Here is a 23560-nt window from a genome sequence, read left to right on the forward strand (position 1 = left end):
TCTGCGAGCCGGCACGCCGTAGTTACCGTCTGGTCCATTGCTGATTGACCTGTCCGCCGCCGCAGGTCCAGAGAGTGACCTTCGTGCCGTTACTGGTGCCCCAGCCCGAGGCGTCCAGGCACAGGCCGGACTGCACCCCGGTGATGGTGCCGTCGGCGTTGACGTTCCACTGTTGGTTGGCTTGTCCGTTGCAGTCCCAGATCACCACCGCGGTGCCGTTGCTGGTGCCCTGACCGTAGGCGTCCAGGCACTTGTCGCCGTACACCATGAGCTGCTTGCCGACGGTGTAGGTCCACCGCTGGTTGGAGCCGCCCCAGCAGTCCCACAGCTGCACGTCGGCACCGTTGGCGGTGCCGAGCCCGGTGACCTCGAGGCAGCGACCGGACTGGGCACCAACGATCTCGGTGCTGTCCGCTGTGCCGACGCTGCCGGGTACCGATTGCAATGCGGAGTACCAGACCGCGGCCATCTTGTCGTATCCGGCGGCGGTCGGGTGGACGCCGTCGTCCAGGTCGGCGGCGGTCAGGGCGCTGTGCATGTCGACCAGGTGCACGTTCTTGCCGGCGTTCACCTTGCTCTGCACGATGCCGGGGATCGCCGCGTTGAAGCTGTTCACCGCCGCGTCCCCCTCGCTCCACCCGAGCGGAATGATCTGCGACGAACACCTCGGCGTTCGGCGCCGTCGTGGTGATGCGGTCGATCAGTGCGGACAGCCGGTTCGGGGCGCCGGAGACGTCGTGGTTCTGCAGGATGTCGTTGGTGCCGATGTGCAGCAGCACGGTCTGTGGCTGGTAGGTGTTCAGCCAGCCGACGACGTTCGCGTCGATCTGGTCGATACGCCAGCCGGGGTGGCCTTCGTGATCGTGGTCGCCGAGACTTGCCGGCCCGTTGAACTGCGACCCGACGAAGTCCGTGATGTACCCGCCGTTGGCGAGGTGCTGCCACAGGCCGATCCGGTATCCGCCCGGCGTGGCTGTGCCCTCGGTGATGGAGTCACCCAGCGGCATGACCCGAACCCCGCCGTTCGACTCCGCGCTGGCGGTACCGATCGGCGCCGTCACCATGCCCACCACGAGACCGAGCGCCGCGATCGGTCCGAGCCACCTTGCTCTTGTTCGCATTCCTTGCTCCTGGAATTCGTAGGATCGTTTCTGTTCCAGGTGGCCGTGAGGATCCGGGCGGGCTCGGTCTCGCACCGAGCCCGCCCGCTGCCTCAGGAACACCCGAGCCGGACCTGTGTCGTGCCGCTAGCGCTGCAGGGTCAGCAGACCCGGCCGATAAGGCAGCGTGCCGTACTCCCCGCCGTCGGTGCCGGGGTCACGCCCCTGGTAGAGGAACTGCAGGTTGCAGGGGTCGATGGTCTTGGTCTGGTCGGGGTTGGTACGCACCACATCGCCGTGGCTGATGTCCCGGGTCCAGGTCGCGCCGCTGTTGGCACTCCCGGCGAAGGGGCTGTTCACGGTCTCGGCCCCGGCCTGCGGTGTCCACGTGCCGTCGAGACTGGTGGCCGTGAACGAGCGGAAGTAGCGACCAAACCCTGTGTAGTTCTGGGCCTCGACGATCATGAGGTACTGGTTCTGCCCCTGGACCTTGTAGACCTCGACCGCCTCGAACAGGTTGAGCGGCGTGTCGCTCATGATCTTCGTGTACGACGAACCGAAGCTGCCCGGGAAGTTCCCGAGGGGCATGCTGGCCCGGTAGACACTGCCTTCGCCGTCGACGAAGAACATGTACATGTTCGTGTCGTCGCCGATGAGGCTCACGTCGTACCCGCCCCGGGGTCTCCCGTCGTCCGTGGGGGGAAGGGACGCGGTGAACAGCTCCTGCTGCGCGGACCAGCCGTTGAGGTTGGTGGGGTCGCTCGAGGTGCGGTAGGAGAAGGTGCCTTGCCCGCCCCCGTTGTAGGCGAGCACCCAGATGTTCTTCGGGACGAAGTAGAACAGCGTCGGTGCGATGGCGCCGAAGGGCATCGTGTTCTGGGTGGCGGTGGCCATGTCGGACCAGTTCGTGAAGGGGCTGAAGGACATCAGTCCCCAGTTGCCGTCGGGATAGGGCAACGCGCCGTGCGTCGTGGCATAGACGACCTTCTGGCCGTTGTGGACGACGGCGGTGAAGTCCTTGAGCGATGCCCACCCCGCCTTCGGTTGCGCCAGCGGGCCGGTCGATGTCCAGTTGTACGTCGACGGAAGCGTGCAGGCGCCGCTGCCGCCGTCGACGTGAACGAGCTGCCACTGCTGGTTGCTGCCGCCCCAGTCGCTGTACTGCACGACGCCTGCGCCGTCGTTGGTCGCCGCGTTCTGGACCTCGACCCCCTTGTTGCTGTTGCGGTTGATCAGGCGCACGTAGCCGCTGTCGGAGTCGGCCAGCCGGAACTGCTGGTTGGCGCCGCCGTGGTCGGTCCACTGGTGGATGGCGGCACCGTCGGCGGTCGACCAGCTGGACACGTCGAGCACCTTGCCCGAGTGCCGCGCCTTGATCCGGTAGTAGCCGCCGCCGGAGTCCACGAACTGGAACTGCTGGTTGTCGGCGTTCGTGCGGGTCCACTGGTGGAGCTGGGCTCCGTCGGCGGTGGACACACCGCCGACGTCCAGGGCCTTGCCACTGCTGCGGTTCAGCAGGACGTACCAGGAGTTCGCGTCGGTCGACTGCTGGGCTTGGGCTGCGGTGAACGGGTTGAGTGCGGTCGCGGCGACGGCCCCGGCGAGCACGCCGGCTCCGCCGATGAGCATCCGCCTGCGGCTCTTGGGGGTTTCCATCCAGGCCATGGTGGTCTCCTTAGTCGAGGTTCGCTTCCCCAGCCGTTGCCGAGGCGTCGGGTCATGGAGATGCGGGTTCATTGCTACGGGTGGGACCGGCCCGGGCGGTCGCGAACTGGCGGGTGCGCCGCCGCGGTCCGGTCCCGGATCGGTCAGTCGACGGAGGCCGCCGCGAGCGCGGCCATGCCTCGGGTCCAGCGGGACGGGATCGAGAAATCGGGTGCGGCCGATGTCATCGGGTGCTCCTTGGCGGACTTGGGTACGGGGAATGCCTGTTATCGCTCACATATCGGAACCTAGGTCCGAAACATCTGATGAATTTTCCGGCGATTCGAACTATAGAGAGATCTCGATGTGTAGTCAACGGCTCGACGGAGGTTTGTTGGTGCACCTAGTACTCCATCCGTGATTCTTGATGTTCACGGTTGGGGGTGGTTTCGCCGCTTGTAGTGGCTTCGTCTGGCCTGCTTGTTCTTCCGTCTGCGCCATCGGCTCCAGGCGACCAGGTGCGCGGTCTCCGGGACGGTGAGCCGGTCGAGCTGGTCGGTTTCGGGGAAGTGCGCTCGGGCCTCGATGGTGGTCAGCACGGTCGCGAGGTAGGCGGCCATGGCGAGGGCGGGGTGTCGGTGGGTCGGGTTCCAGGGGCGCACCTGGTGCTCATCGAGCCCGGATCGGCCCTTGACCGGCTGGAATGATTCCTCGATCGCCCAACGGGCTCCGGCCAGGGAGACCAGGGCGTGGAGGCTCATCGGCATCGGTGCCCAGCAGCGATAGAACGCGAGTTCACCGGTGGTCAGGCTGCGGCGGACCAGGAGCCAGTGAGGTCCGGCGCGTTGTTCGTCGGCGCAGACTTCCATCCAGCCCCAGGCGTACTCGCGTTCGCCTTTGGCGCCCTTGCCGACCGAGTGGGTGATCCAGTAGCGGGTGGGGATGCGCTCGGCGAGGGCGTCAACCCGCTCGGGCGAGAGGCCGGGGCCGGGCCGCAATCGGGTGTCCTTGGCGACCGCGAGCACGAACGGCACTCGGTAGGCATAAAGTTCGTCCCTGAGGTGCGGGGATTCGCCGTAGACCTCGTCGCCGGTCGGGACCACCGCGGCCGGCCCAGCCGGTCCGGCCAGGAAGCGGCGGGTCATCGCGGCGGCCTGCTGGCCCTTGGTCCGCTTCGCGACCGGGCCGGGCGCACCGGCATCGCCGAGCCTGGCATCGCCCTCGGTGAACCACTCGCCGGGCAGGAAGACCTCGTAGTCGACCAGGGCGTGCCCATGCTTGGTCGACCACACCGCCCAGGTGGTGACCTGCGCGTTCTCCACCCGCCCGGCGGTGCCGGTGTATTGGCGGGCCACGCCCAGCGACCGGACGCCCTTCTTTAGGTCTCCGGTCTCATCGAAGATCAAAATGCCCTGGTCGCCGAGGCATTCGACGGCCAGGGTCGCCAGGCGCACCCGTAGCGCCCGCTCGTCCCAGACCGCGCGTTCGAGCAGGTAGTGCAGCCGGTCCGGGCTGGCGTGCCCGGCCCACTCGGCGATGGTGGCGCAGTTCTTCCGCTCCAGCGGTGCCAGCAGCCCGCGCACGTAGTCCCGGGCGTTGAGGTGAGCCGGCCTCCCCGCGAACAGGTCGGCCATCGCATCGAACACCGCCTCGATCCCCGAGCCGTACGCCTCCTGCAGCAGGCTAGCTTCCGCATCAGGTTCCAACCAAAACCCAAGAACCTCAACGGAACCGAGCCATCACCGTCCACGAAGATCAACTTTCACGGATGGAGCAGTAAGTAAGAGAGTCACCACGGTATTGACCATCTTCGATTTAGTTGTAAAATGTATGACGTCTGATGTAATGCTGCTGGCCGCTCGGGGCAGACGGGAGAAGCTTGTGTTCGGCTCGATTCGGTTCTTCGCCTGGAACTTTTTCGGCGCCCGCAAACCGTTGGGGCTGCTGGCTTCGATGGCCGTTGTCTGCGTCGGTTCGGTGGCCGTGGTCCCCGCCCACGCCGATCACGGGCGGCACGAGGAGAAATGAGTCGGCCGCCGGAGTCCTCGTGCCAGAGGCTCCGGCCGCCCGCAAGCCCGGCCCCACCCCCACCGGACCCGAACGAAGGAGCCCCCATGGCCTCTCGACCCGACCAACCCGACCAGCCCAACCTCTCCCGTCGCCGCCTCCTCCAGTCCGCGGCCATCCTCCCGGCGGTCGCGATCCACGCGTTGACGCCGGATGGAGCCGGTGCCGCCGTCGAGGCGGCCGCGACCGATGGCGTCTCCGCCGGCAATGCCGCGCTCGCTTCCATCGATCTTGCCGGAACGTGGAGCTTCACCCCGGCGGGCCGGGCGCCGACGTCGATCAGCGTGCCCGGCGGCGGCTGGTACAAACAAGGATTCACAGACGTGAACGAGGCGGTGTACGCACGCAGCATCACCGTGCCGGACTCGGGGCAGCCGCAGTCGACCTGGATCGAGTTCGGCGCCGTCAATCACCAGGCGACGCTGTCGGTCGACGGCCGCGTGGTCGCCACCCAGACAACGGCGTTCACCCCCTCGAACTTCGACATCAGCGCATACGCGGCGCCCGGCACCACCCACACGATCACGGTGAACGTGAAGGGCCGCGGCGCGTTGAAGGCATCCAACGGCCGGTACCTGGTGCCCGACGCCGCCGACTGGTGCGAGGCGATTCCGCAGGGGATCTTCCGGTCCGCGTTCCTGCGGGTGTACCCGGCGGTGTACGTCAGCGACACATTCGTGCGCACGTCGGTGGCGAACAAGACGTTGAGCTACGACGTGTCGGTGCGGAACACGTCGGGCAGTTCCCGGTCGGTGACGTTGACCGGGTCGCTGTCTTCCAGCAACGGAACGGCTTTCAGCTACCCTGGACTGCCCAGCCGTACGGTCACCGTGGCGGCCCGCTCGACCGTGACCGTGACCGTCGGGCCGGTCGCGTGGAACCTCGACAGCACCTCGTACTGGTGGCCCAACGTGCCGTACCGGTCGGGGTACCGGGCGCAGCTGCACCGGCTGGCGGTGCATACCGTCGCCGATGACGGGCACACCAGCGACGCCACGTACCGGTTCGGGTTCCGGGAGGCCACCCAGAACGGTGACTACTACTACCTCAACGGCGTGCGCGTGAACTTCCGCGGCGACAACCTCCAAGGTGCCGACTATGACCGGATCAACCACGGCGGCAAGGGCGACGCTTACGACACCCTGCCCGGCTTCCTGCCCCCGTCGCCCGGCAACGGCGGCTGGCCGCAAGCGGTGGACAACTACCAGCGGCTGAACTTCAACGTGGTGCGCATCCACCAGGAGCCCGCGAGCCCGTACATGTTGGATGTCGCCGACGAGACGGGCCTGATGATCATCGGCGAGACCGCGATTCGCGGCTCCTCTGGAAAGCAGGATTGGATCGCCGGGCACGACAACATGGTCAACCACGCCCGTGCGCTGGTCCTGCGCGACCGCAACCACCCCGCGGTCATCCGCTGGAGCCAGTCCAACGAGCCGAACCAGAGCGGCCAGGACTCCGAGCAGTTCGAGAAGGACCTGTACGCGGCGATGAACGGCAACGACGGCACACGGCCGGTCATTGTGGAGGTGGGCGTCGACGGGAATCTCAACGGGTATCCCGGGATGACGTACGCCAACTTCGCGGTTATCCCGCACTACGTCGACGGCTTCGGCAGGTACGGGGAGGGCCTGAAGACCGTGAATGGGCGGCCCGACGGCGAGGGCGAGTACATCTGGCCGGCATGCAACACCAAGCAGGGCTTCGAGTGGTTCGCCACGGCAACCCTGGCCAAGCGCGGCAAGAACGCCAGCGATCTGCGTCCGTACACGCTGCTGTCCTCCTGGGCCAGCGTCGTGCCCGGAGTGCGGACCACCGACTTCATCCCGGAGGAGGGCGGTCGCCCTGTCTACGGCGTGGACAACCTCCCGGACCCCTGGAGCAACTCGCAGATCCAGCGTGTGCAGGCGGCGTTCAACCCGGTGGCCGCGGTCGACCTCCCGTACTGGTCGGCCTCCGGCGTCTCGGACGCGAACGGCACCTTCCCGCTGCCGCAGGCCGTGCCCAACTACGCCCGGAACGCCACGATCACCCGCACCATCACCGTGTTCAACGACGGCTTCACCGGCACCTCGGTGGACTTCACCTGGACCGCCCGGCTCGACAGCCCGACCGGTACGGTCGTCGCGTCGGGCAGCACCAACCTGATCATCCCGCTCGGCACGCGGGCCACCCAGTCGGTGTCCTTCACCGCGCCCGCCACCGGTAGCCGCGTGTACCTGGTGCTGTCGACGGCGAAGTCCGGCAGCACCCTCTTCACCGATGCGGTCGAGTACTTCACCATCGGCGGAACCGAATCCGGACCCGCACCCGGCACCTACCGCATCGTCAACCGCAACAGCGGCAAGCCCCTCACCATCGCCGGCAACTCCACCGCCGACGGCGCCAAGGCGATCCAGCAGAGCGGCACTCCCACGTGGACGATCAGCACCACCCAGGGCGCCTACACCCTGCGCTACACCGCCTCCGGAAAGATGCTCGACGTCAACGCCGGCAGCAGCACCGCGGGCCTGCAATTGCAGCAGTGGTCGGCCAACGGCGGTACCAACCAGATGTGGTACCTGCGCCCCACCGGTGACGGCTACTACACGATCGTCGCCCGTGACAGCGGACTGGTGGCCGACGTCTCCGGCGCGTCGACCAACGATGGGGCGCAGGTAGTGCAATGGAGCGCCAACGGCGGGACCAACCAGCAGTGGCAGTTCGTATCCGCCTAGGGGTTTCGGAAGTGTCCTGGCGGTGGCTCAGGTCGAGGCCAGGGCCACCGTCGGGGCGAGTCGAGCGACGTGGACCGCCGGGTAGAGGCCAGCAACCGCGCCGATCGCCAGGGTGGCGGCGAATCCGCCGGAGGATTCCTGCACCGGCACGGTCACCGGCCACTCCTGCAGCACGGCGTAGGCGGTGGTGACCGCGATGCCCAGGAGCAAGCACACCACCGCCTCCGCCGAGTGCCGACAGCAGCAGCGACTCGGCGAAGAACTGCGCCCTAATGTGGTCGCGGGTCGCACCGAGCGAGCGCCACAGCCCGATCTCCGAACGCCGCTCCAGCACCGAGATGATCATCGTGTTAGCCACCCCGACCCCGCCGACGAGCAGCGCTACGGTGCCCAGACCAAGGAGCAGGCCGGTGAAGGTGGCGTCGGTGGCCCGTTGCGCGGCGAGCGCCTCGGAAAGGCGCGACACCCGCACCTCCCACGAATGGCCGGGGCTGGACGGAAGAACAAGCAGGCCAGACGAAGCCACTACAAGCGGCGAAACCACCCCGAACCGTGAACATCAAGAATCACGGATGGAGTATTAAAAGACAAGCTAAGTCCCGACCAACCCCTATGGGTGCGGGGCTCTCAACTGACCCCTCAGTGAAGGGTCGCCAGTTCGTCGGCGTCACTCGGCGGGGCGTTCGAGGCGGACAGGCGGGCGCGGCCCGACTCCTCAACGGTCGGAGGCTCGGTTTGGGAGGCGGTGACGAGGAGGTCGGCGAGTGCACAGAGGTTGAGCTGCGCTCGCCGCTCGCTCATGACGCGGACGTGTTTCTCGGTGGAAGTCATCGGGCGAGCCTCGCATCCGAGGCCAGTCGGGGCTGTGCCTCGGAACCGTCAACGGCGGCACCGGCACCGGGGTGGTCATAGCGAGCTGCAACGGCTCGGCCGCTCAGAAGTGGGCCCTGAGCTGACGGGCGCGCACCTGAACCGGTGACACCATGAAGAACGTATGAGCGGGTGGTCCCTCCGGGCCACCCGCTCATACGTACCTATGCCGACGGGGCGTCGGCATGGCTCATTGGAGGGACCATCGCTGGTTGGTCCCGCCGTGGCAGGTCCAAAGGTGGACCAGGGCGCCATTGGCGGTCGAAGCGCCGGACACGTCCAGGCACAGGCCCGATTGCACTCCGGTGATGGTGCCGTCGGCGTTGACGTTCCATTGCTGGTTGGTCCCGCCGTGGCAGCTCCAGGTGACCGCCTGCGTGCCGTTGGCGGTGCCGTTGTCCCAAGCGTCCAGGCAGAGCCGGGAGTCGCCGGAGTAGACCGACAGTTCACCAGTGGCCGAGTGGGTCCACTGCTGCCCGGGGCCGTCCGAGCAGTCCAGGATCTGCACCTGGACGCCGGGCTGGGTCGAGGCGTTCGGCACGTTGAGGCACTTGCCGGCCCCCACCGCCTGCAGGTCGCCGCCGCTCCCGCCCGCGGCGGCGTCGAACCGCCACCAGTCCACGTTGAACAGGTAACCGCTGCCGCCGGTGAACGTCAGGTACAGGTCGCGGGTGCCGGTCGCGCCGCTCACCGGGCAGGAGACGTCCGCCCAGGTCTGCCAGCCGCCGGTGCCGGAGACGGTGCAGGTGCCCACGACCGGGCCGTTCGGGCCGTCGACCCGCAGCTCGATGTTCCCGCCGCTGGTCGCCGAGGCGACCCGGGCGGTGAACTGGCGCGCGCCGGTGCCGAAGGCCGCGCCCTTGACCTTGATCGAGTCCCCGTTCTCGATCCAGCTCACGTTCATCCCGCCGGCGGCGGTCCACTCGGTCTCAACGCCGTTCGCCCAGGCGATCGTCTCGGCCTCCTGGCGCACATAGGGGTTCAGGGTCCCCACTTGCGGCGCCCCGGCCGTGGTCATGTTCATCTGGGGGATCGTGCCGTCGGCGTTGTAGGTGAACTGCTCTACCGCCACGGACCTGGTGAAGCCGCCGCCGCCCGGAAGCGCTCCATTGTGGTAGAAGAAGTACGAGTTCCCCTTGAAGTCGATCACCCCGGCGTGGTTGGTGAAGGCGTTGCCCTGTGCCGGCATGACGGTCCCCCGGTAGGTCCACGGCCCGGTCGCGGTCGGGGCCGTCGAGTAGGCGATGAACTCCTGGCAGCACTGCGCGGCGAACACGTTGTAGTACAGCGAACCCCGCTTGTAGACCCACGGCCCCTCCTCGTAGAGGGTCGGCCGTTCCGTGCTTCCGGGGCGGGCGCCGAAGCCCTCAGTGGTGAGGGGGACCTGGGTCACGGCGCCCGAGTAGGAGATCATGTCGGCGTTGAGCTTCACGTACCAGAGGTTCGGGTTGCCCCAGTAGAGATAGGCCTGCCCGTCGTCGTCGATGAAGACCGAGGGGTCGATCTCGCCGTTCACGACGAGCGGGTGCCCAAGGGCGTCCCGGAACGGCCCGGTGGGACTGTCGGCGACGGCCACGCCGATCGCGAGCTGGCCGGTGGCCCGCTCGCTCACGGGCACGTACCAGTAGAACTTGCCGTCGCGCTCGATTGCCTGGCCCGCCCAGGCGTTCGCGCCCGCCCAGCTGAACGTCTCGAGGCTGAGCGGCGAGCCGTGGTCGGTCCAGTTGACCATGTCGCCGGAGGACCAGACCCGCCAGTCCCTCATGTCGAACGTGGTCGAGCCGTCCTCGTCGTGGCCCGTGTAGAGGTAGACGCGGTCATTGTGGACCAGCGGCGCGGGGTCCGCGGTGTAGACGGTCTGGATGATCGGGTTGTCGGCCCGTGCCGGGGAGGGCGACGGGTCGGCGACCGGGCTCAGTGCGGCCGCCGCGAAGGCGAATGCCAGCGCGAGCGCTGCCATCCGCTTCCGGTGTGGGGTGGGTGTCCTCATGGGGAACCTCTCTGGTCGCGCGGGTGCGCGCCCTTATCTATTAAGGACTTTCATGATGAAGGTCCCTATTTCCTTGCAAAACAAAGCATTTCGCGCCCATCGCCCCCAGCGGTGACGACAAATCGCAGTACGGTCGTAGGCTCACCTTTCGGAATGCTGGTTGCTCAAGTAATGGCGGCGACGTCGAGGACAGGGCTTGTTCAAGTTCCTAGCGGATCGCGGTTTCTTAGGTGGTGACGGTGAAGCGTTTGACGGTGACGGCTCCGCCGAGGGCTTGGGTGGCGTGGTTGAAGACCGCGAACCGGGGGCCCATGAAGAACGCCGGACTGGTGCCGAGGGTGAGCGCGGTCCCGAGCGGGATGAAGTCCGATCCGTCCTCGCTGTAGGAGAAATGCGCCTGGCGTTCGGCGCCTGGCCGGATGTCGGCGGTGACGCGCAGCCAGACGGTGGAACCGCACAGTTCGGCGCTCGCGCGTTCGGTGCCCGTGCCGACGGTGTTGAAGCCCGAGTCCATGGTGTGGCCGTCGGTCATGGAGATCCGGGTGACGCCGTTGTCGCGGCGCAGGCCGATCCAGGCCGAGTCGTTGCGGAGCACCGCCAGACCGGCGCGGTCGCCGTCGGCCATCTGGGCCGGGTCGAGTTCGATGGTGGCCGTTGAGGCCGGGCCTTGGATGCGGTGGGTGAGGGTGTTGCGGGCCCGGTAGAGGTCGTCCGTGACCGTGGCGGTCTGGAGCCTGAGGCCGTTCCCGGTGGTCCACTTCGAGTCATCGGGGTTGTGGTTCCACTCCCACTTCGCGGCCAAGGTCGCGGCGGTGAACTCGTCCGTCCCGATCAGGGAGGGCACGGGATGCGGGGGGAGGTTCGGGAACGGGTACGTCTGTCCCCAGGTGCCGTTCACCGTCTGCACCTGCGGCCAGCCGTCCGAAGTCCAGGTGATCGGGGCGAGGGCGGGCACGCGGCCGCCGGGGTAGGCGTCCACGAAGCCCATGTAGTACCAGGCGCCGTTCGGCGTCGAGACGAGGCCGCCCTGGTGGGGGATGCCGCCGCCGGGGATCGGTCCGGGCATGTCGAGCAGGACCTCTCGGACTTCGTAAGGGCCCCAGGGCGACGAGGACTTGAGGATGTACTGGCCGTTCGGGGGCTTGGTGAGGAACATGTAGTAGCTGCCGTTGATCTTGTCGAACCGGGCGCCTTCCATGCCGCCGATTTCCGGCGGGCTGGAAAAGACGTGTTCGTTGCGGACCTCGGTCTTGCCGTCGGCCGAGAGCTGCGCGACGTAGAGCTCGGTGTTGCCGTAGGCGACGTACATGGTGTTGTCGGTGTCGACGAGCAGCCCTGCGTCGTAGTAGGAGCGGGGGAACTCGGCGTGGCGGGTCCAGGGTCCGGCGGGGTCGGTGGCGGTGTACATGAACGAGCGGTGGAAGTCGATCTGGCCGAGCCAGTAGAAGCGGTTCTCGCTGGGGCGGTGGGTGAGCGTGGAGGCCCAGATGCCGATGATGTAGCGGTGGCCGCCGTTCAGGTCGTACCAGTCGGAGAAGTCGAGCCTGGGAACGGAGTGGCCGATGAACTCCCAGTTGACGAGGTCCCTGGAGTGCAGGACGGGCGCGCCTGGCGAGTAGTGCATCGTGGACGCGGTCATGTAGAAGTCCGAGCCGACGCGGATGATCTCGATGTCAGCGAAGTCCTGCCAGATGACGGGGTTCGCGTAGGTCGACTGCTGGGCCTCGGCCTGGCCGAGAGCGTAGGGGGCGTAGACGGCCGCCGTCGCTCCGGCGGCCAGTCCCGCGCCGGCGATGAACAGGCCGCGGCGGCTGGTGGTGAGGTCAAGGGCGTGGTGGATACGTTCCACGGTGTGCTCCTCAATCGAGGTCGGCGCCGTGCACGGACAGGGCCTCGGGCGCGACGGCCGGGTGCCTATGTCGATGCGGGCGAAGGGATCTCGGCGGTGATGCGACTGCCGGGCGGCGGGCATGCCGCCGGGGAGGGCCCGGTCGCGTTCGGTCGCCGGGAAGAGGGTGGGGCGGCCGGTTCGGTATCGCTCGGAAGCATCGGCCGCCCCATGGGGAATCAGGCGTTGGAACCCTGGCGGATGTCGGCGAGGACGGTGTCGGCGCCGCACGTGGAGCCGACCGGGGTGAGCTGCCACTGCTGGTTCGCGTAGCCGCTCACGGTGTGCTGCACGATCGGCGAGCCCGCGGTGGTCGACCAGTCCCGGACGTCGAGGGCCTTGCCGGAGAAGCGGCTGACGATCGAGTAGTAGCCCTCGCCGTTCGCGGTGACCTTCCACTGCTGGTTGGTGTCGCCGGTGTCGGTGTACTGGGCGACGGTGCCGCCGTCGGCGGTGCTGTGGTTCCATACGTCGAGCACGAGCCCGGAGTGGCGGACCTGGATCTTGTGGTAGCCGTTGCCGACGTCGATGAAGCGGAACTGCTGATTCGGGTTCGCCCAATTGGTGTACTGGGTGAGGATCGCCCCGGGCTCGGTCGAGACGCCCTGGATGTCGAGCGCGAGGCCCGAGTGGCGCGACTGGACGGTGTACCAGTCGCTGGCGGTCGGCTGGGCTTCGGCGCGCTGCGCGCCGAAGCTGAGCAGGCCCGCCGTGGCGAGCACGGCCGCGACCGCCAAGGCGGTGACGACGCGGGACCAGCGGTGGAGGACCGCGAGGTCGGGTGCCGCTTGCATCGATGACTCCCTAGTGGATTGAGTGGTCGAGGAGGAGAGGTTCCGAGGGGTCAGCACGAGCCGCCGCCCGTGAGGGTCAGGAGCGCGAGGCGGTACGGCAGCTGGGAGTACTCCATGCCGTCGGTGCTCGGATCGCGCCCTTGGTAGAGCATCTGGAGGTTGCCCGTGTCGATGTTCATCTTCTGGTCGTTGCCTTGCCGGATGAGTTCGCCGTGGCTGATGTCGGCCGTCCATTGGCCGTCGGGGAACGTCACGTTCGCGATCCCGGCGAAGGGGGCGCTCTGGTCGCCGGCCTGGAGCTGCCACTGCCCGGTGAGGCCGTCGGCGAGGTACGAGCGGTAGTAGCGGCCGTTCGAGCCCATCGCCTCCCAGATGAGCAGGTACTGGTTGGTGTTGTCGACCTTGTAGACCGCGCCGCCCTCGAAGAGGAGGTCGCGGGTGTCCTGGAGGACGATCTGGGTGTTGCGGAAGCCGTTGGGGAACTCGCCGATCGTGGTCTCGGCGCGATACACGCGCCCGTCGTCGTCGGCGCCGAACAGGTAGCACATGCTGTCGTCGCAGATGTTCCAGAAGTCCAGCCAGCCGCCGCTGTTCTCTTCGACGATGGGAGGCGTTTCGTCGATGAAGTTCTTCGGCGCCGACCAGCTCATCGGATCGGCGGGATTCTTGCTGGTGGAGTACGAGGGCGGCCCGGTCTGGTAGACCAGGTACCACTCGTCGTCCGGCGCGAAGTGGAACAGCTGCGGAGCGGCGGCGTACCGGGAGCCGATGTTCGGGTTGGTGTCCAGGTAGGTCACGGGCGCGTCAGCGGCCTGGGACCAGTCGGAGAATTTGGAGAAGGCCAGGCTCCAGTGCCCCTCGGGCGTGTTCGCCACCGTGTAGTAGGCGAGCCACTCGTTGTTGTGGCGGACCACGGTGGGGTCCTTGGCCGAGACGACGTTGTGCGTCGCGTCCGGCTTGGGGCCGATCAGCGGACCGGTCGACTCCCACTGGTAGGAGGTCGGCAGGCCCTGCGCCCCGACCTCGTCTGCGCTGCCGTCGGTGGTCCCCCCATCCGTGGTCTGGGCGTTGGCGATGAGCGCACTCGAGGCCAGGGTCGTGGCCACCGCGAGCACGGCCAGCCCTCCCAGCATTCGGTTTCGAAGCATTCGTTGCATGAATTCCCTTTCCGTGAGCTTGCAGGACCCTCTGTTATCGTTCACAAGTCAAGGCTTGTGCCGAAACGCCCGAGAGATCTTCGGAAACATTGGATGATTAGAACCATAGGGATGGCTCGATATCTAGTCAATGGTTCGGCTGAAGTTTGTTGGTACACCTGGCGTTAGAGGATGGCGATGAGCCCCCGCATCCGGCCACCGCCGACAGGCACGTCGCGAAGGCGGTCGCGTCCCGAGCGCTCGGATCGAGGCCTTGACAAAGTTGGGTCGTTAAACTTAGCCTGTTGACGGACAAGGCCTCCAGCGGCGAGCGCCGCTCCCTCACGGAAGACGCCTTCTCTCAAGGAGAGTCGTGAAGAGCTCAACCACTGCCAATAGGAGACGAATGCGCCTCGGCGCGATCGCCGTCGCCGCAGTCACCGCCTTGACCGCGGGCCTGCTCGGAGTCGTCAGCGCCCATGCGGAAAAGCCGACCGCCCCGCCGGACCATGCGGTCACCGCGATGGAGCAGGTCGCGGCCATGCAGCCGGGCTGGAACGTCGGCAACACCCTGGACGCGCTGGGCGGTGAGACCGCCTGGGGCAACCCGCTGATCACCGAGGAACTCCTCCAGACCATCAAGGCCAACGGCTACAACTCGATCCGCCTCCCGGTGTCCTGGGACGAGCACACCGGCCCGGCACCGGACTACACGATTGACCCGGCCTGGCTCGACCGCGTCGAGCAGGTCGTCGACTGGGCGATCGCGAACGACCTCCAAGTGATGGTCAACCAGCACGACCAGATGTGGACCAAGGCGCTGCCGGACGACCGCGAGAACGTGTTGGCGAAGTTCACCTCGATGTGGACCCAGATCGCCGAGCGGTTCAAGGACCACCCGTCCGAGCTGTCGTTCGAGAGCATCAACGAACCGCAGTTCCCCACTGACGAGGCCAACAAGGACGCCCACACCGCCGAGCTCAACGTCGCCTTCTACGAGGCTGTCCGCGCCACCGGCGGGAAGAACTCGGACCGGCTCCTGGTGCTGCCGACGTGGGTCACCAACTCCGAGCAGCCGCACCTGGACGCGCTCAAGGCCACCATCGACGAGCTCGACGACGACATGATCGCCGCGACCGTCCACTTCTACGGGTTCTATCCCTTCGGCGTCAACGTCGCCGGGGTCACCACCTACGACGAGGCGACCCAGCAGGACCTCGAGAACACCTTCCAGCGCACCAATGACACCTTCGTCGACAACGGCGTGCCGGTCATCGTCGGGGAGTGGGGTGTTCTCGGCTACGACTACACCCGCGGCACCGTGCCCAACTCGCCGCAGTACGGCGAATTGCTGAAGTTCTTCCAGGCCACCGCGCACCAGGCCGTCGAAGAGCAGCTGACCTTGATGCTGTGGGACGCCGGCTCGTACCTCAACCGCCACACCCTGGAATGGCGCGACCCGCTCCTGAAGGCGTACATGGACTCAGGTTTTACGACGCTTTCGGGCACCGCCTCGTTCGACTCGATCTACCTCGAGAAGGCCGGGACCATCGCGGACGAGTCGCTCACCCTCAACCGCAACGGCCTTGACTTCGAGGGCCTGTGGCAGGGGGACACCGCACTTACCGAGGGCGCTGACTACACCGTCTCCGGTGACACGCTCACCCTGACCGCCGCCGCGCTCACCCGTCTCGCGGGCGACCGCGCCTATGGCACCAACGCGACCATCGAAGCCCGCTTCTCGGACGGCCTGCCTTGGGCGATCCACATCATCACCTACGACAAGGCGCAGCTCTCGGACGCGTCCGGGACCATGGACGGCGCACCTTGGTCCCAGTGGTGGGCCTGCAACTCCTCGTGCTTCGCGATCCCGACCGAGTTCAACGGCGACCAGGTCGCCACGATGGAGGCCAAGTACGCCGACGGCACCAACGCCGGGCCCCACGCGTGGACCGCCTTCAAGGAGTTCTGGTGGACCTACCGGCCCGACTACGATGCGGGCACGATCAGCCTCACCCCTGACTTCTTCAACGAGGTCAGGGACGACGAGCCCGTCACCCTCACCTTCCACTTCTGGGGCGGCGGCACGATCGACTACACGATCACCAAGTCCGGCACGACCGTGACCGGAACCTCCGCCTAGGCGGCAACTGCAAGGCGGCGTGGGCACCCAGGTGCCCACGCCGCTTCAACGCTTCCGACGCGGCACTCGGGCACTGACCACCGAACCGACGACCGCCGAACCCGCCCGACTCCGACCGTGAACGATCCCGCCCGACCAGAGGGAGACCCATATGACCGCCGCACTTTCGGTACAGCTCTACAGCGTGCGAGGACCCGATGAACCAGCCTGCTACACCTGAGAGCTGCGCCCGCTGGGGCGTGTACGAAGTCGAACTCCACGGCCCTGCCGACGGCAACCCGTTCACTGACGTCGACCTGGCAGCGGTCTTCGACGACGGTGAGCGGGAGTTGCGCGTCGGGGGTTTCTACGACGGGGACGGGGCGTACCGGGTCCGCTTCATGCCCGACGCCGAGGGACAGTGGACCTTCACGACGGCCTCGAACGCCCCCGCGCTCGACGGCGTGTCTGGCGAGTTCACCTGCACCGCACCGGCACCGGGCGCTCATGGTCCGGTCCGGGCCGAAGGCTTCCACTTCGCGCACAGCGACGGCACCCGCTACCTCCCGGTCGGCACCACCGCCTACGCGTGGACTCACCAGGTGGAGCGCCTGCGGGACCAGACCCGCCGGACCTTGGCCGCGGGGCCGTTCAACAAGGTGCGGATGTGCCTGCTGCCCAAGTGGTACCAGTACAACCACGACGAGCCCGAGCTCTACCCCTTCCCCGGCTCCACCGAGGAAGGCTGGGACACGACCCGGTTCGACCCGGCGTTCTTCCGCCGCTTCGAGCAGGAAGTGGCCGCATTGCAGGACATGGGGATCGAAGCGGACGTCATCCTCCTCCACTCCTACGACCGGTGGGGATTCGCCGACCTCGGCGCCGAAGCCGACGACCGGCTGATCCGCTACACGGTCCGGCGCCTCGCGGCCTACGCGAACGTGTGGTGGTCCATGGCCAACGAGTACGACCTGTTCAAGGCCAAGACCGAGGACGACTGGGAGCGACTGGCCGCCATAGTGTCCGAAGAGGACCCGCACGGGCACCTCAACTCGATCCACAACTGCGGCCCGTTCTACGACTACGCCAAGCCCTGGATCACCCACGCCAGCGTCCAGCGCCAGGACATCTACCGGACCGCCGAGTTCACCGACGAATGGCGCGAGCGCTGGGGCAAGCCAGTCGTGATCGACGAGTGCGCCTACGAAGGCGACATCGACCAGGGCTGGGGGAACATCTCCGGAGAGGAGTTGACCCGGCGCTGCTGGGAGGGCGCGGTACGGGGCGGCTACGTCGCGCACGGCGAGACCTACCTCAACGACGCCGAGGAACTCTGGTGGTCGAAAGGCGGCGAACTCGTCGGCACCAGCCCGGCCCGCATGGGCTTCCTGCGCGAGGTCATCGCCGCATCCCCGACCGGGGCCCTCGACCCGCTCCCCTCCAACTGGGACGCACGAGTCGGCGGGGTCGCCGGCGAATACGAGGTCACCTACTTCGGGTTCAGCCGCCCCCGCTTCCGCGAACTCGCACTTCCCGAAGGCAAGCACTGGACGGTCGACGTGATCGACACCTGGAACATGACCGTCGAACGCGTCGCCGACCACGCCGAGGGCACCATCCGCGTCCCCCTCCCCGGCCGCGAACACATGGCCATTCGCATCCTCGCCGAGAAATGATGAGTGACCAGGGCAAGGAACCCCCCCAATGCATTCCTCACCAATCAACGGCCGCAGGGCGTTCGCGAGCGCCGGCACCGTTGATGCATAGACGTATTCCAATCGAGAGCGGAGTAATAAATGACATCGCAAGCCCCGTTGCATCGTGACGAGGATCCGGCCTTCGAGTGGTCCCGCCCCGGGCTCCACCTGAAGTTCGACCACCGCGACGACCGGCCCGTGCGGCTCGTGCGCCTCGCGACCGGACCGGAGGCGCCGTCAGCGGCCGCGCCCTTGGCGATCGTCGACGTCATCACCGCCGGCGGCGCGCACTGCGCCGGCAACGACCAGGGCCTCCTCTACTCCAGTGCCGGGCAGCGGCTCCGCTACGCGGGCCACGAATCGGACGAGACCGAGCTGCGGATCCGCCAGCGCGCACCGGAGTTCGGCATCGAGGTGCTCAGCATCTTCCGCGTCGCAGGACCGGGCCTCCAGATCCGTCACACCGTGCGCAACGTGGCCGACCGGAGTCTCGTGCTGCTCTCGGTGAGCTCGGCGCTCGTGGCCGTGCCCGCCGACGGCGCGCACGACCTCCTCTGGGGCGAGAGCGAATGGCGGGCAGAGGGGCGCTGGCGGCAGCGCCCATTGAGCGAGCTGCTGCCCGACATCGCCCCGGCGATGCACGGCGGCCAACACCCGCGCGGGCTCTTCTCGCTGACGAGCCACGGGAGCTGGTCGACCGGTTCGTTCCTGCCGACCGGGGTTCTCGCGGCCGAGACCGTCCCTTCGATCGCGTGGCAGGTCGAGACCAGCGCGAGCTGGCACTGGGAGGTGGCACAGACCGGGAGCACCGTGACGGTGGGCGTGCACGGCGCGACCGACAAGCACCACCAGTTCGCCGCGCGGCTGGCGCCGGGCGAGGAGTTCACCTCGGTGCCGGCAGGACTCTGCGTCGCCGATGGCGGCCGGGACGCGGCCTTCGCGGCGCTCACCGGTTACCGGCGCGCGATCCGTGAGACGCGCCCGGTCGACGCTCGGCTTCCGGTGGTCTACAACGACTACATGAACACCCTCATGGGCGAGCCGTCGACGGAGAAGCTACTGCCGCTCATCGAGTCGGCGGCCGAGGCGGGCGCGGAGTACTTCTGCATCGACGCCGGGTGGTACGCCGTGCCCGGCAGCGCCTGGTGGGTCAGCGCGGGCGAGTGGCTCGAGGCTCCCGAGCGGTTCACCGGCGGCTTGTCGTCGGTCATCGACGCCATCCGCGCCAACGGCATGCGGCCCGGGTTGTGGTTGGAGCCGGAGGCGGTCGGGGTCGCGTCGGCGATGGCGGATCGACTGCCGGAGGAGGCATTCTTCCGGCGGTTCGGCGAGCGGGTGATCGTGGCGGGGAACTTCCAGCTCGATCTGCGGCACCCTGCGGCGCGCGCGCACTTGGACGAGACGGTGGACCGGCTGGTGGACGGGTTCGGGCTCGAGTTCGTCAAGCTCGACTACAACAGGAACATCGGCGCCGGGACTGAAGTGGACGCCGATGCGCCAGGGGCCGGACTGCTCGATCACACCCGAGCCTTCCGCGACTGGCTGCTCGGCGTGCAGGCCCGGCATCCGGGAGTGCTGTTCGAGAACTGCGGTTCGGGTGCGCTGCGCATGGACTACAACATCCTTTCGGTGGCGCATCTGCAGTCGACCTCAGACCAGCAGGACTTCCGGAACTACGCGCCGATCGCGGCGGCCGCGCCCGCGAGCGTGCTGCCTGAGCAGGCGGGGAACTGGGCGTATCCGGCCGCCGCGATGAGTTTGGAGGAGACGGCGTTCGCGATGACGGCGGGCGTCATGGGTCGGTTGTACCTCTCCGGATTCCTCAACGAGTTGAGCGCGGAGCAGTCCGCGCTGGTGCGCGAGGCCATTGCGCTGCATAAGGACTGGCGTCACCGTATCGCCGAGTCGCATCCGGTGTGGCCGTTGGGCCTCCCCGGCTGGGAGGACGACGTGATCGCCCTGCAGCTCGACACCGGATCCGAGTCGCTGCTGGCGCTGTGGTCGCGCGGTGAGGCTGCGGAGGTCGCGCTGCCAGGACTGCGCGGGCGGGACTTGAAACAGGCCTACCCGGTCGCCTTGCCGGAGTGGACGATCCGCACTGACGGCGAGACGCCGGTCGTCGAGCTGCCGGCGGGGCCCGCCGCCAGGATCTTCATGGTGCAGCGGTGATCCAGGGTCCAATGCCGGGCCGCCGGGAGCCTGCTGCGCGGTCATTTCGGCCAGCGGCAGGGTCGCTGCGGCGGTCCGGTCCACCGACTCGGGCGTGACCAGACGGTCGACCGGGATCGTCACCAGGATATTAGTGATATCCGCTGCTTGGGATATTCATCGGATCTCTATCCACCCCAACGAGCCGATTCCAGCAGGACACTAAGGGCGCGGAAGACGCCAAAAGCCTACGATAATTCCAGTGGTGGACGCTGAGAGTCGGGAAGGTTTGCGGTTTTTCATCTGATCTTTTTCACGGATAAGCCTTGTGCGAGGAAGGGCTCTCGACATACTGTTCGTTTGTAGGCATATCCAAATTTAGTGATCCTCCGCTACTTCAACCCTTCCGGCGGCATCCTGGAAAGGACCCCTCCCATGCCCGTTCCCTCCTCGAGCCCGCCCTTCAAACGCCGTTCACTGTTCAAGATCGCCGGTCTCGGCTCCGCCGGAGCCGCAGGACTGCCGGTTATCGCGGCCTGCGGCAACATCCAGTCCGGCTCGGGCTCCACACAGGCGACCGAGGGGTTCGACTTCCTGCCCACCCACGAGGACTGGCCGCTGCCGGTGGAGCCCGACCTGGTCGGCGAGCCCCCGAACACCCGTCCGCGTTCACGTCCTATCCGACTCCGGCCCCGGCCATCACCGACCTGCCGTCGGGCAGCGGTGCGTACGAGTTGAGCGTGCCGGTCTGGGGAACCCGCGCCAGACCGCACCTGTGCGAAGTTCCACAACCTCGAGTAACCAACGCAAAGGAGAACATCATCCGACGACGCACGTTCACCGCAACCGCCTCCGTGGGCGCCGCCGCGGCGACCGCCGCGATAGCGGCCGGGACCCTCTCCGCCTGGGCCGGAGAGAACTCCGATTCGAAGCAGATCGACGTCTACACCTGGAAGAACGCCGTCATCAACGGCGGCGGCTTCGTTTCCGGCATCGTGTTCAACGAGACCGCGCCGAACCTGATCTACGCCCGCACCGACATCGGCGGCTGCTACCGGTGGCAGGAGGACTCCCGGACCTGGAAGCCGCTCCTGGACTGGGTCGGCCGCGACAAGTGGGGCTATGCGGGCGTGGTCTCCATGGCCACCGACCCGGTCGAGACCGACCGCGTCTACGCCGCCGTCGGCACCTACACCCTCGACTGGGACCCCAACAACGGCGCGGTCCTCTACTCCGACGACAGGGGCGAGACCTGGGGCGTCGCCGAACTCCCGTTCAAGCAGGGCGGCAACATGCCCGGCCGCGGCATGGGCGAGCGGCTGGTCGTCAACCCCGCCGACAACGCCGAGCTGTACCTCGGCACCCCCAACGGGAACGGTCTATGGCGCTCGAAGGACTACGGTCGCACCTGGGCCGCGGTGGAGAACTTCCCCAACCCTGGGAACTTCGTCATCGACCCCGACGACATCATCCTCGCCGACAACCAGGGCGTGATCTGGATCGACTTCGACCAGATCGGCGGCAAGATCTATGTGGGCGTCGCCGACCCGGCCGACCCGCTCTACGTCTCGGAAGACGGCGGGGCGACCTGGCAGGCCGTCCCCGGCGCCGCCGAAGCACTCGGCGAAGTCGACGGGAACCGCACCATCCCCCAACAGTCCGCAGTGAACGACACCAACGGACACCTGTACGTCGCCACCAGCCACGACCCGGGTCCCGGCAATGGTCCGGCCGCTTCGGGCAACGGCGGCAAGATCATGCGACTCGCCACCCAGACCGGCGAATGGACCGACGTCACCCCGTCCTACAACCCTCGCGGCGTGATCCCCGGCTTCGGCGGCATCACCGTCGACCGCCAGAACCCCGGCACGCTCATGACGGCCACGCGCAATAACTGGTGGCCCGACGAAATCATCTACCGCTCCACCGACTCCGGCCAGACCTGGCAGCTCAGCTGGGACTACGCCGAAGGCGAGGACCGCACCGACCGGTTCGACATGGACAGCTCGGGCTCCCCGTGGCTGTCGTGGAACGGCGAGGACCAGGGCCAGGCATACGCGGTCAAGCACGGGTGGATGATCGACGCCCTCACGATCGACCCGCACGACTCCGACCGGATCATGTGGGGCACCGGCGCGACCATCTGGGGCACCGAGGAAGTGACGCGGTGGGACTCGCAGGGCGACCTGATCGGCGAGGACGAGGCCGGCCGGCGGATCGCCCTGCCGGTCGAGAAATTCACCGTGGGGGTCCGCGTCGAAGGCTTGGAGGAGTGCGCGGTGCTCGACCTCGCGGCGCTCGGCGGGACGCTCGTCTCGGCCGTCGGCGATGTCGGCGGCTTCGTCCACACCGACCTCGACCGGGCCGAGCCGATGATCGACACCGGCTGGTCCACGGGCACCAGTGTGGACTTCGCCCAGTCCGACCCGGACGTCGTCGTCGGTACCGGCAGGGTGCACGGCAACGAGAAAGGCCACGTCGGCGTCTCCACCGACCGGGGCAAGACCTGGCGCAACGCCGCTCGCGTCGAAGGCGTCCCCGGCGACGGCCACGGCGGCACCGTCGCGGTCAGCGCCGACGGGTCCAGGATCTTCTGGTCGCCGAGCGAAACCGAGGTCACTCCGGTGTACAGCGACGACCTGGGCGAGACGTGGAACCCGGTCGAAGGGCTCCCGGCGGGAGCGAAGATCCGGTCCGACCGCGTCAAGGCGTCGGTCCTGTACTCGTTCTCGGGCGGCACGTTCTACCGGAGCACCGACGGGGGCGCGACGTTCACCGACACGGGCGCGACCGGCCTGCCCTCCGCGGGGGTCGACGACTTCCGCGCCGTCCCCGGGCGAAAGAACCACGTCTGGCTCGCCGGGCGCGGGGACGAGAAGGAGGGCGTCGAGGGCGGTATGTGGCGCTCCAAAGACGGCGGCACCACCTGGAAGCAGATCACCAAGTTCGAAACGGCGGAATCGGTCGGCTTCGGCAAGGCCTCCAAGAGCTCCGGATACCCGGCGATCTACACGTCGGCGCTGGCCGGGGGCAAGGCCGGCATCTACCGTTCGATCGACGGCGGCACCCGTTGGACCCGCATCAACGACGACGACCACCAGTGGGCCTATGCGGGGTCCGCCATCACCGGCGACCCGCTCATCTACGGCCGCGTCTACCTCACCACCAACGGCCGCGGCATCATCTACGGCGACATCGCCGACTGACCGAAGGAAGCCTTTCCGCGCGACGCGGGGCGGCCATCACCGAAGTGACACCGCGAAAGGAATCACGATCATCACCGGAACGCACACGAGAGCCTTCGCGACCGGGTGAGGGAGGCGAGCCTCGACTTCGTCATCCACTGGGGACCGTACGCGGTCCCCGCCTGGGCCGAGCCGCACCGAA

Annotated in this window: 14 protein-coding genes and 3 pseudogenes; 7 read left to right on the forward strand and 10 right to left on the reverse strand. The window is 67.6% G+C overall.

The window, feature by feature from the left end; genetic code table 11:
• Nucleotides 1-22 precede the first annotated feature (22 nt).
• The 3 genes and pseudogenes from FAB82_RS28715 to FAB82_RS23620 form a co-directional block, all read right to left on the reverse strand.
• Nucleotides 23-1121 (reverse strand): annotated as a pseudogene (locus tag FAB82_RS28715) (RICIN domain-containing protein).
• A 126-nt stretch (nt 1122-1247) separates the two neighbouring features.
• Entirely contained in the window at nt 1248-2756 is a 1509-nt protein-coding gene (locus tag FAB82_RS23615) for a non-reducing end alpha-L-arabinofuranosidase family hydrolase (RefSeq protein ID WP_425461598.1), read from the reverse strand.
• A 419-nt stretch (nt 2757-3175) separates the two neighbouring features.
• Nucleotides 3176-4450: an IS701 family transposase gene (locus FAB82_RS23620; protein WP_136537020.1), complete on the reverse strand. Its 1275-nt coding sequence runs from the start codon at nt 4448-4450 to the stop codon at nt 3176-3178.
• Between the two features lie 94 nt (nt 4451-4544).
• On the opposite strand from FAB82_RS23620, the gene FAB82_RS23625 reads away from it, so the two are divergent.
• Both FAB82_RS23625 and FAB82_RS23630 read left to right on the forward strand, forming a co-directional pair.
• Nucleotides 4545-4772, forward strand: coding sequence for a hypothetical protein (locus FAB82_RS23625; protein ID WP_136537021.1), 228 nt, complete (start codon nt 4545-4547; stop codon nt 4770-4772).
• An 86-nt stretch (nt 4773-4858) separates the two neighbouring features.
• Entirely contained in the window at nt 4859-7528 is a 2670-nt protein-coding gene (locus FAB82_RS23630; protein ID WP_136537022.1) for an RICIN domain-containing protein, read from the forward strand.
• Nucleotides 7529-7555: 27 nt separating this feature from the next.
• Here the strand turns inward: FAB82_RS23630 and FAB82_RS28720 are convergent.
• From FAB82_RS28720 to FAB82_RS23660, 7 genes and pseudogenes are all read right to left on the reverse strand, one after another.
• Nucleotides 7556-8009 (reverse strand): annotated as a pseudogene (locus FAB82_RS28720) (ABC transporter permease); the annotation flags it as partial.
• Nucleotides 8010-8167: 158 nt separating this feature from the next.
• A complete protein-coding gene (locus tag FAB82_RS23640) occupies nt 8168-8359 on the reverse strand; it encodes a hypothetical protein (protein ID WP_136537023.1) in 192 nt (63 codons plus the stop codon).
• 229 nt (nt 8360-8588) lie between these two features.
• Nucleotides 8589-9020, reverse strand: coding sequence for an RICIN domain-containing protein (locus tag FAB82_RS28955; RefSeq protein ID WP_425461599.1), 432 nt, complete (start codon nt 9018-9020; stop codon nt 8589-8591).
• Nucleotides 8994-10358, reverse strand: a pseudogene (locus FAB82_RS23645) (glycoside hydrolase family 43 protein); the annotation flags it as partial. The pseudogene FAB82_RS23645 and the gene FAB82_RS28955, both read right to left, overlap by 27 nt.
• A 256-nt stretch (nt 10359-10614) precedes the next feature.
• A complete protein-coding gene (locus tag FAB82_RS23650) occupies nt 10615-12237 on the reverse strand; it encodes a glycoside hydrolase family 43 protein (protein WP_211116814.1) in 1623 nt (540 codons plus the stop codon).
• 218 nt (nt 12238-12455) lie between these two features.
• Nucleotides 12456-13070, reverse strand: coding sequence for an RICIN domain-containing protein (locus tag FAB82_RS23655; RefSeq protein ID WP_136537026.1), 615 nt, complete (start codon nt 13068-13070; stop codon nt 12456-12458).
• Nucleotides 13071-13120: 50 nt separating this feature from the next.
• Nucleotides 13121-14227, reverse strand: coding sequence for a glycoside hydrolase family 62 protein (locus FAB82_RS23660; protein WP_211116815.1), 1107 nt, complete (start codon nt 14225-14227; stop codon nt 13121-13123).
• Between the two features lie 352 nt (nt 14228-14579).
• Here FAB82_RS23660 and FAB82_RS23665 point away from each other — a divergent pair, with 352 nt between their 5' ends.
• The 5 genes from FAB82_RS23665 to FAB82_RS23685 all read left to right on the forward strand — a co-directional run bounded on the left by FAB82_RS23665 (nt 14580) and on the right by FAB82_RS23685 (nt 23379).
• Nucleotides 14580-16349, forward strand: a complete 1770-nt coding sequence (locus FAB82_RS23665) for a cellulase family glycosylhydrolase (RefSeq protein ID WP_211116816.1) — start codon at nt 14580-14582, stop codon at nt 16347-16349.
• A gap of 197 nt (nt 16350-16546) precedes the next feature.
• Nucleotides 16547-18004 (forward strand): DUF5605 domain-containing protein, encoded by a 1458-nt coding sequence (locus tag FAB82_RS23670; protein ID WP_136537027.1) that lies wholly within the window; start codon nt 16547-16549, stop codon nt 18002-18004.
• Between the two features lie 120 nt (nt 18005-18124).
• Complete coding sequence (locus FAB82_RS23675) at nt 18125-20194, forward strand: glycoside hydrolase family 36 protein (protein WP_136537028.1); 2070 nt, start codon at nt 18125-18127, stop codon at nt 20192-20194.
• A 414-nt stretch (nt 20195-20608) separates the two neighbouring features.
• Nucleotides 20609-20911, forward strand: coding sequence for a hypothetical protein (locus FAB82_RS23680; RefSeq protein WP_136537029.1), 303 nt, complete (start codon nt 20609-20611; stop codon nt 20909-20911).
• 116 nt (nt 20912-21027) lie between these two features.
• Nucleotides 21028-23379 carry a sialidase family protein gene (locus tag FAB82_RS23685; protein ID WP_136537030.1) on the forward strand — a complete coding sequence of 784 codons (2352 nt, stop codon included), beginning with the start codon at nt 21028-21030 and terminating at the stop codon, nt 23377-23379.
• The last annotated feature ends 181 nt before the right edge of the window (nt 23380-23560 follow it).

The sequence above is a fragment of the Glycomyces buryatensis genome (genome assembly GCF_004912275.1).
In the GTDB taxonomy this organism is placed as follows: Bacteria; Actinomycetota; Actinomycetes; order Mycobacteriales; family Micromonosporaceae; genus Glycomyces; species Glycomyces buryatensis.

What these genes read in the sequence shown, in the direction of transcription:
- FAB82_RS23655 (WP_136537026.1), bottom strand. Translation starts at nt 13,070, where the DNA reads ATGCAAGCGGCACCCGACCTCGCGGTCCTCCACCGCTGGTCCCGCGTC.
- FAB82_RS23660 (WP_211116815.1), bottom strand. Translation starts at nt 14,227, where the DNA reads ATGCAACGAATGCTTCGAAACCGAATGCTGGGAGGGCTGGCCGTGCTC.
- FAB82_RS23670 (WP_136537027.1), top strand. Translation starts at nt 16,547, where the DNA reads ATGAACCAGCCTGCTACACCTGAGAGCTGCGCCCGCTGGGGCGTGTAC.
- FAB82_RS23630 (WP_136537022.1), top strand. Translation starts at nt 4,859, where the DNA reads ATGGCCTCTCGACCCGACCAACCCGACCAGCCCAACCTCTCCCGTCGC.
- FAB82_RS23680 (WP_136537029.1), top strand. Translation starts at nt 20,609, where the DNA reads ATGCCCGTTCCCTCCTCGAGCCCGCCCTTCAAACGCCGTTCACTGTTC.
- FAB82_RS23615 (WP_425461598.1), bottom strand. Translation starts at nt 2,756, where the DNA reads ATGGAAACCCCCAAGAGCCGCAGGCGGATGCTCATCGGCGGAGCCGGC.
- FAB82_RS23640 (WP_136537023.1), bottom strand. Translation starts at nt 8,359, where the DNA reads ATGACTTCCACCGAGAAACACGTCCGCGTCATGAGCGAGCGGCGAGCG.
- FAB82_RS23675 (WP_136537028.1), top strand. Translation starts at nt 18,125, where the DNA reads ATGACATCGCAAGCCCCGTTGCATCGTGACGAGGATCCGGCCTTCGAG.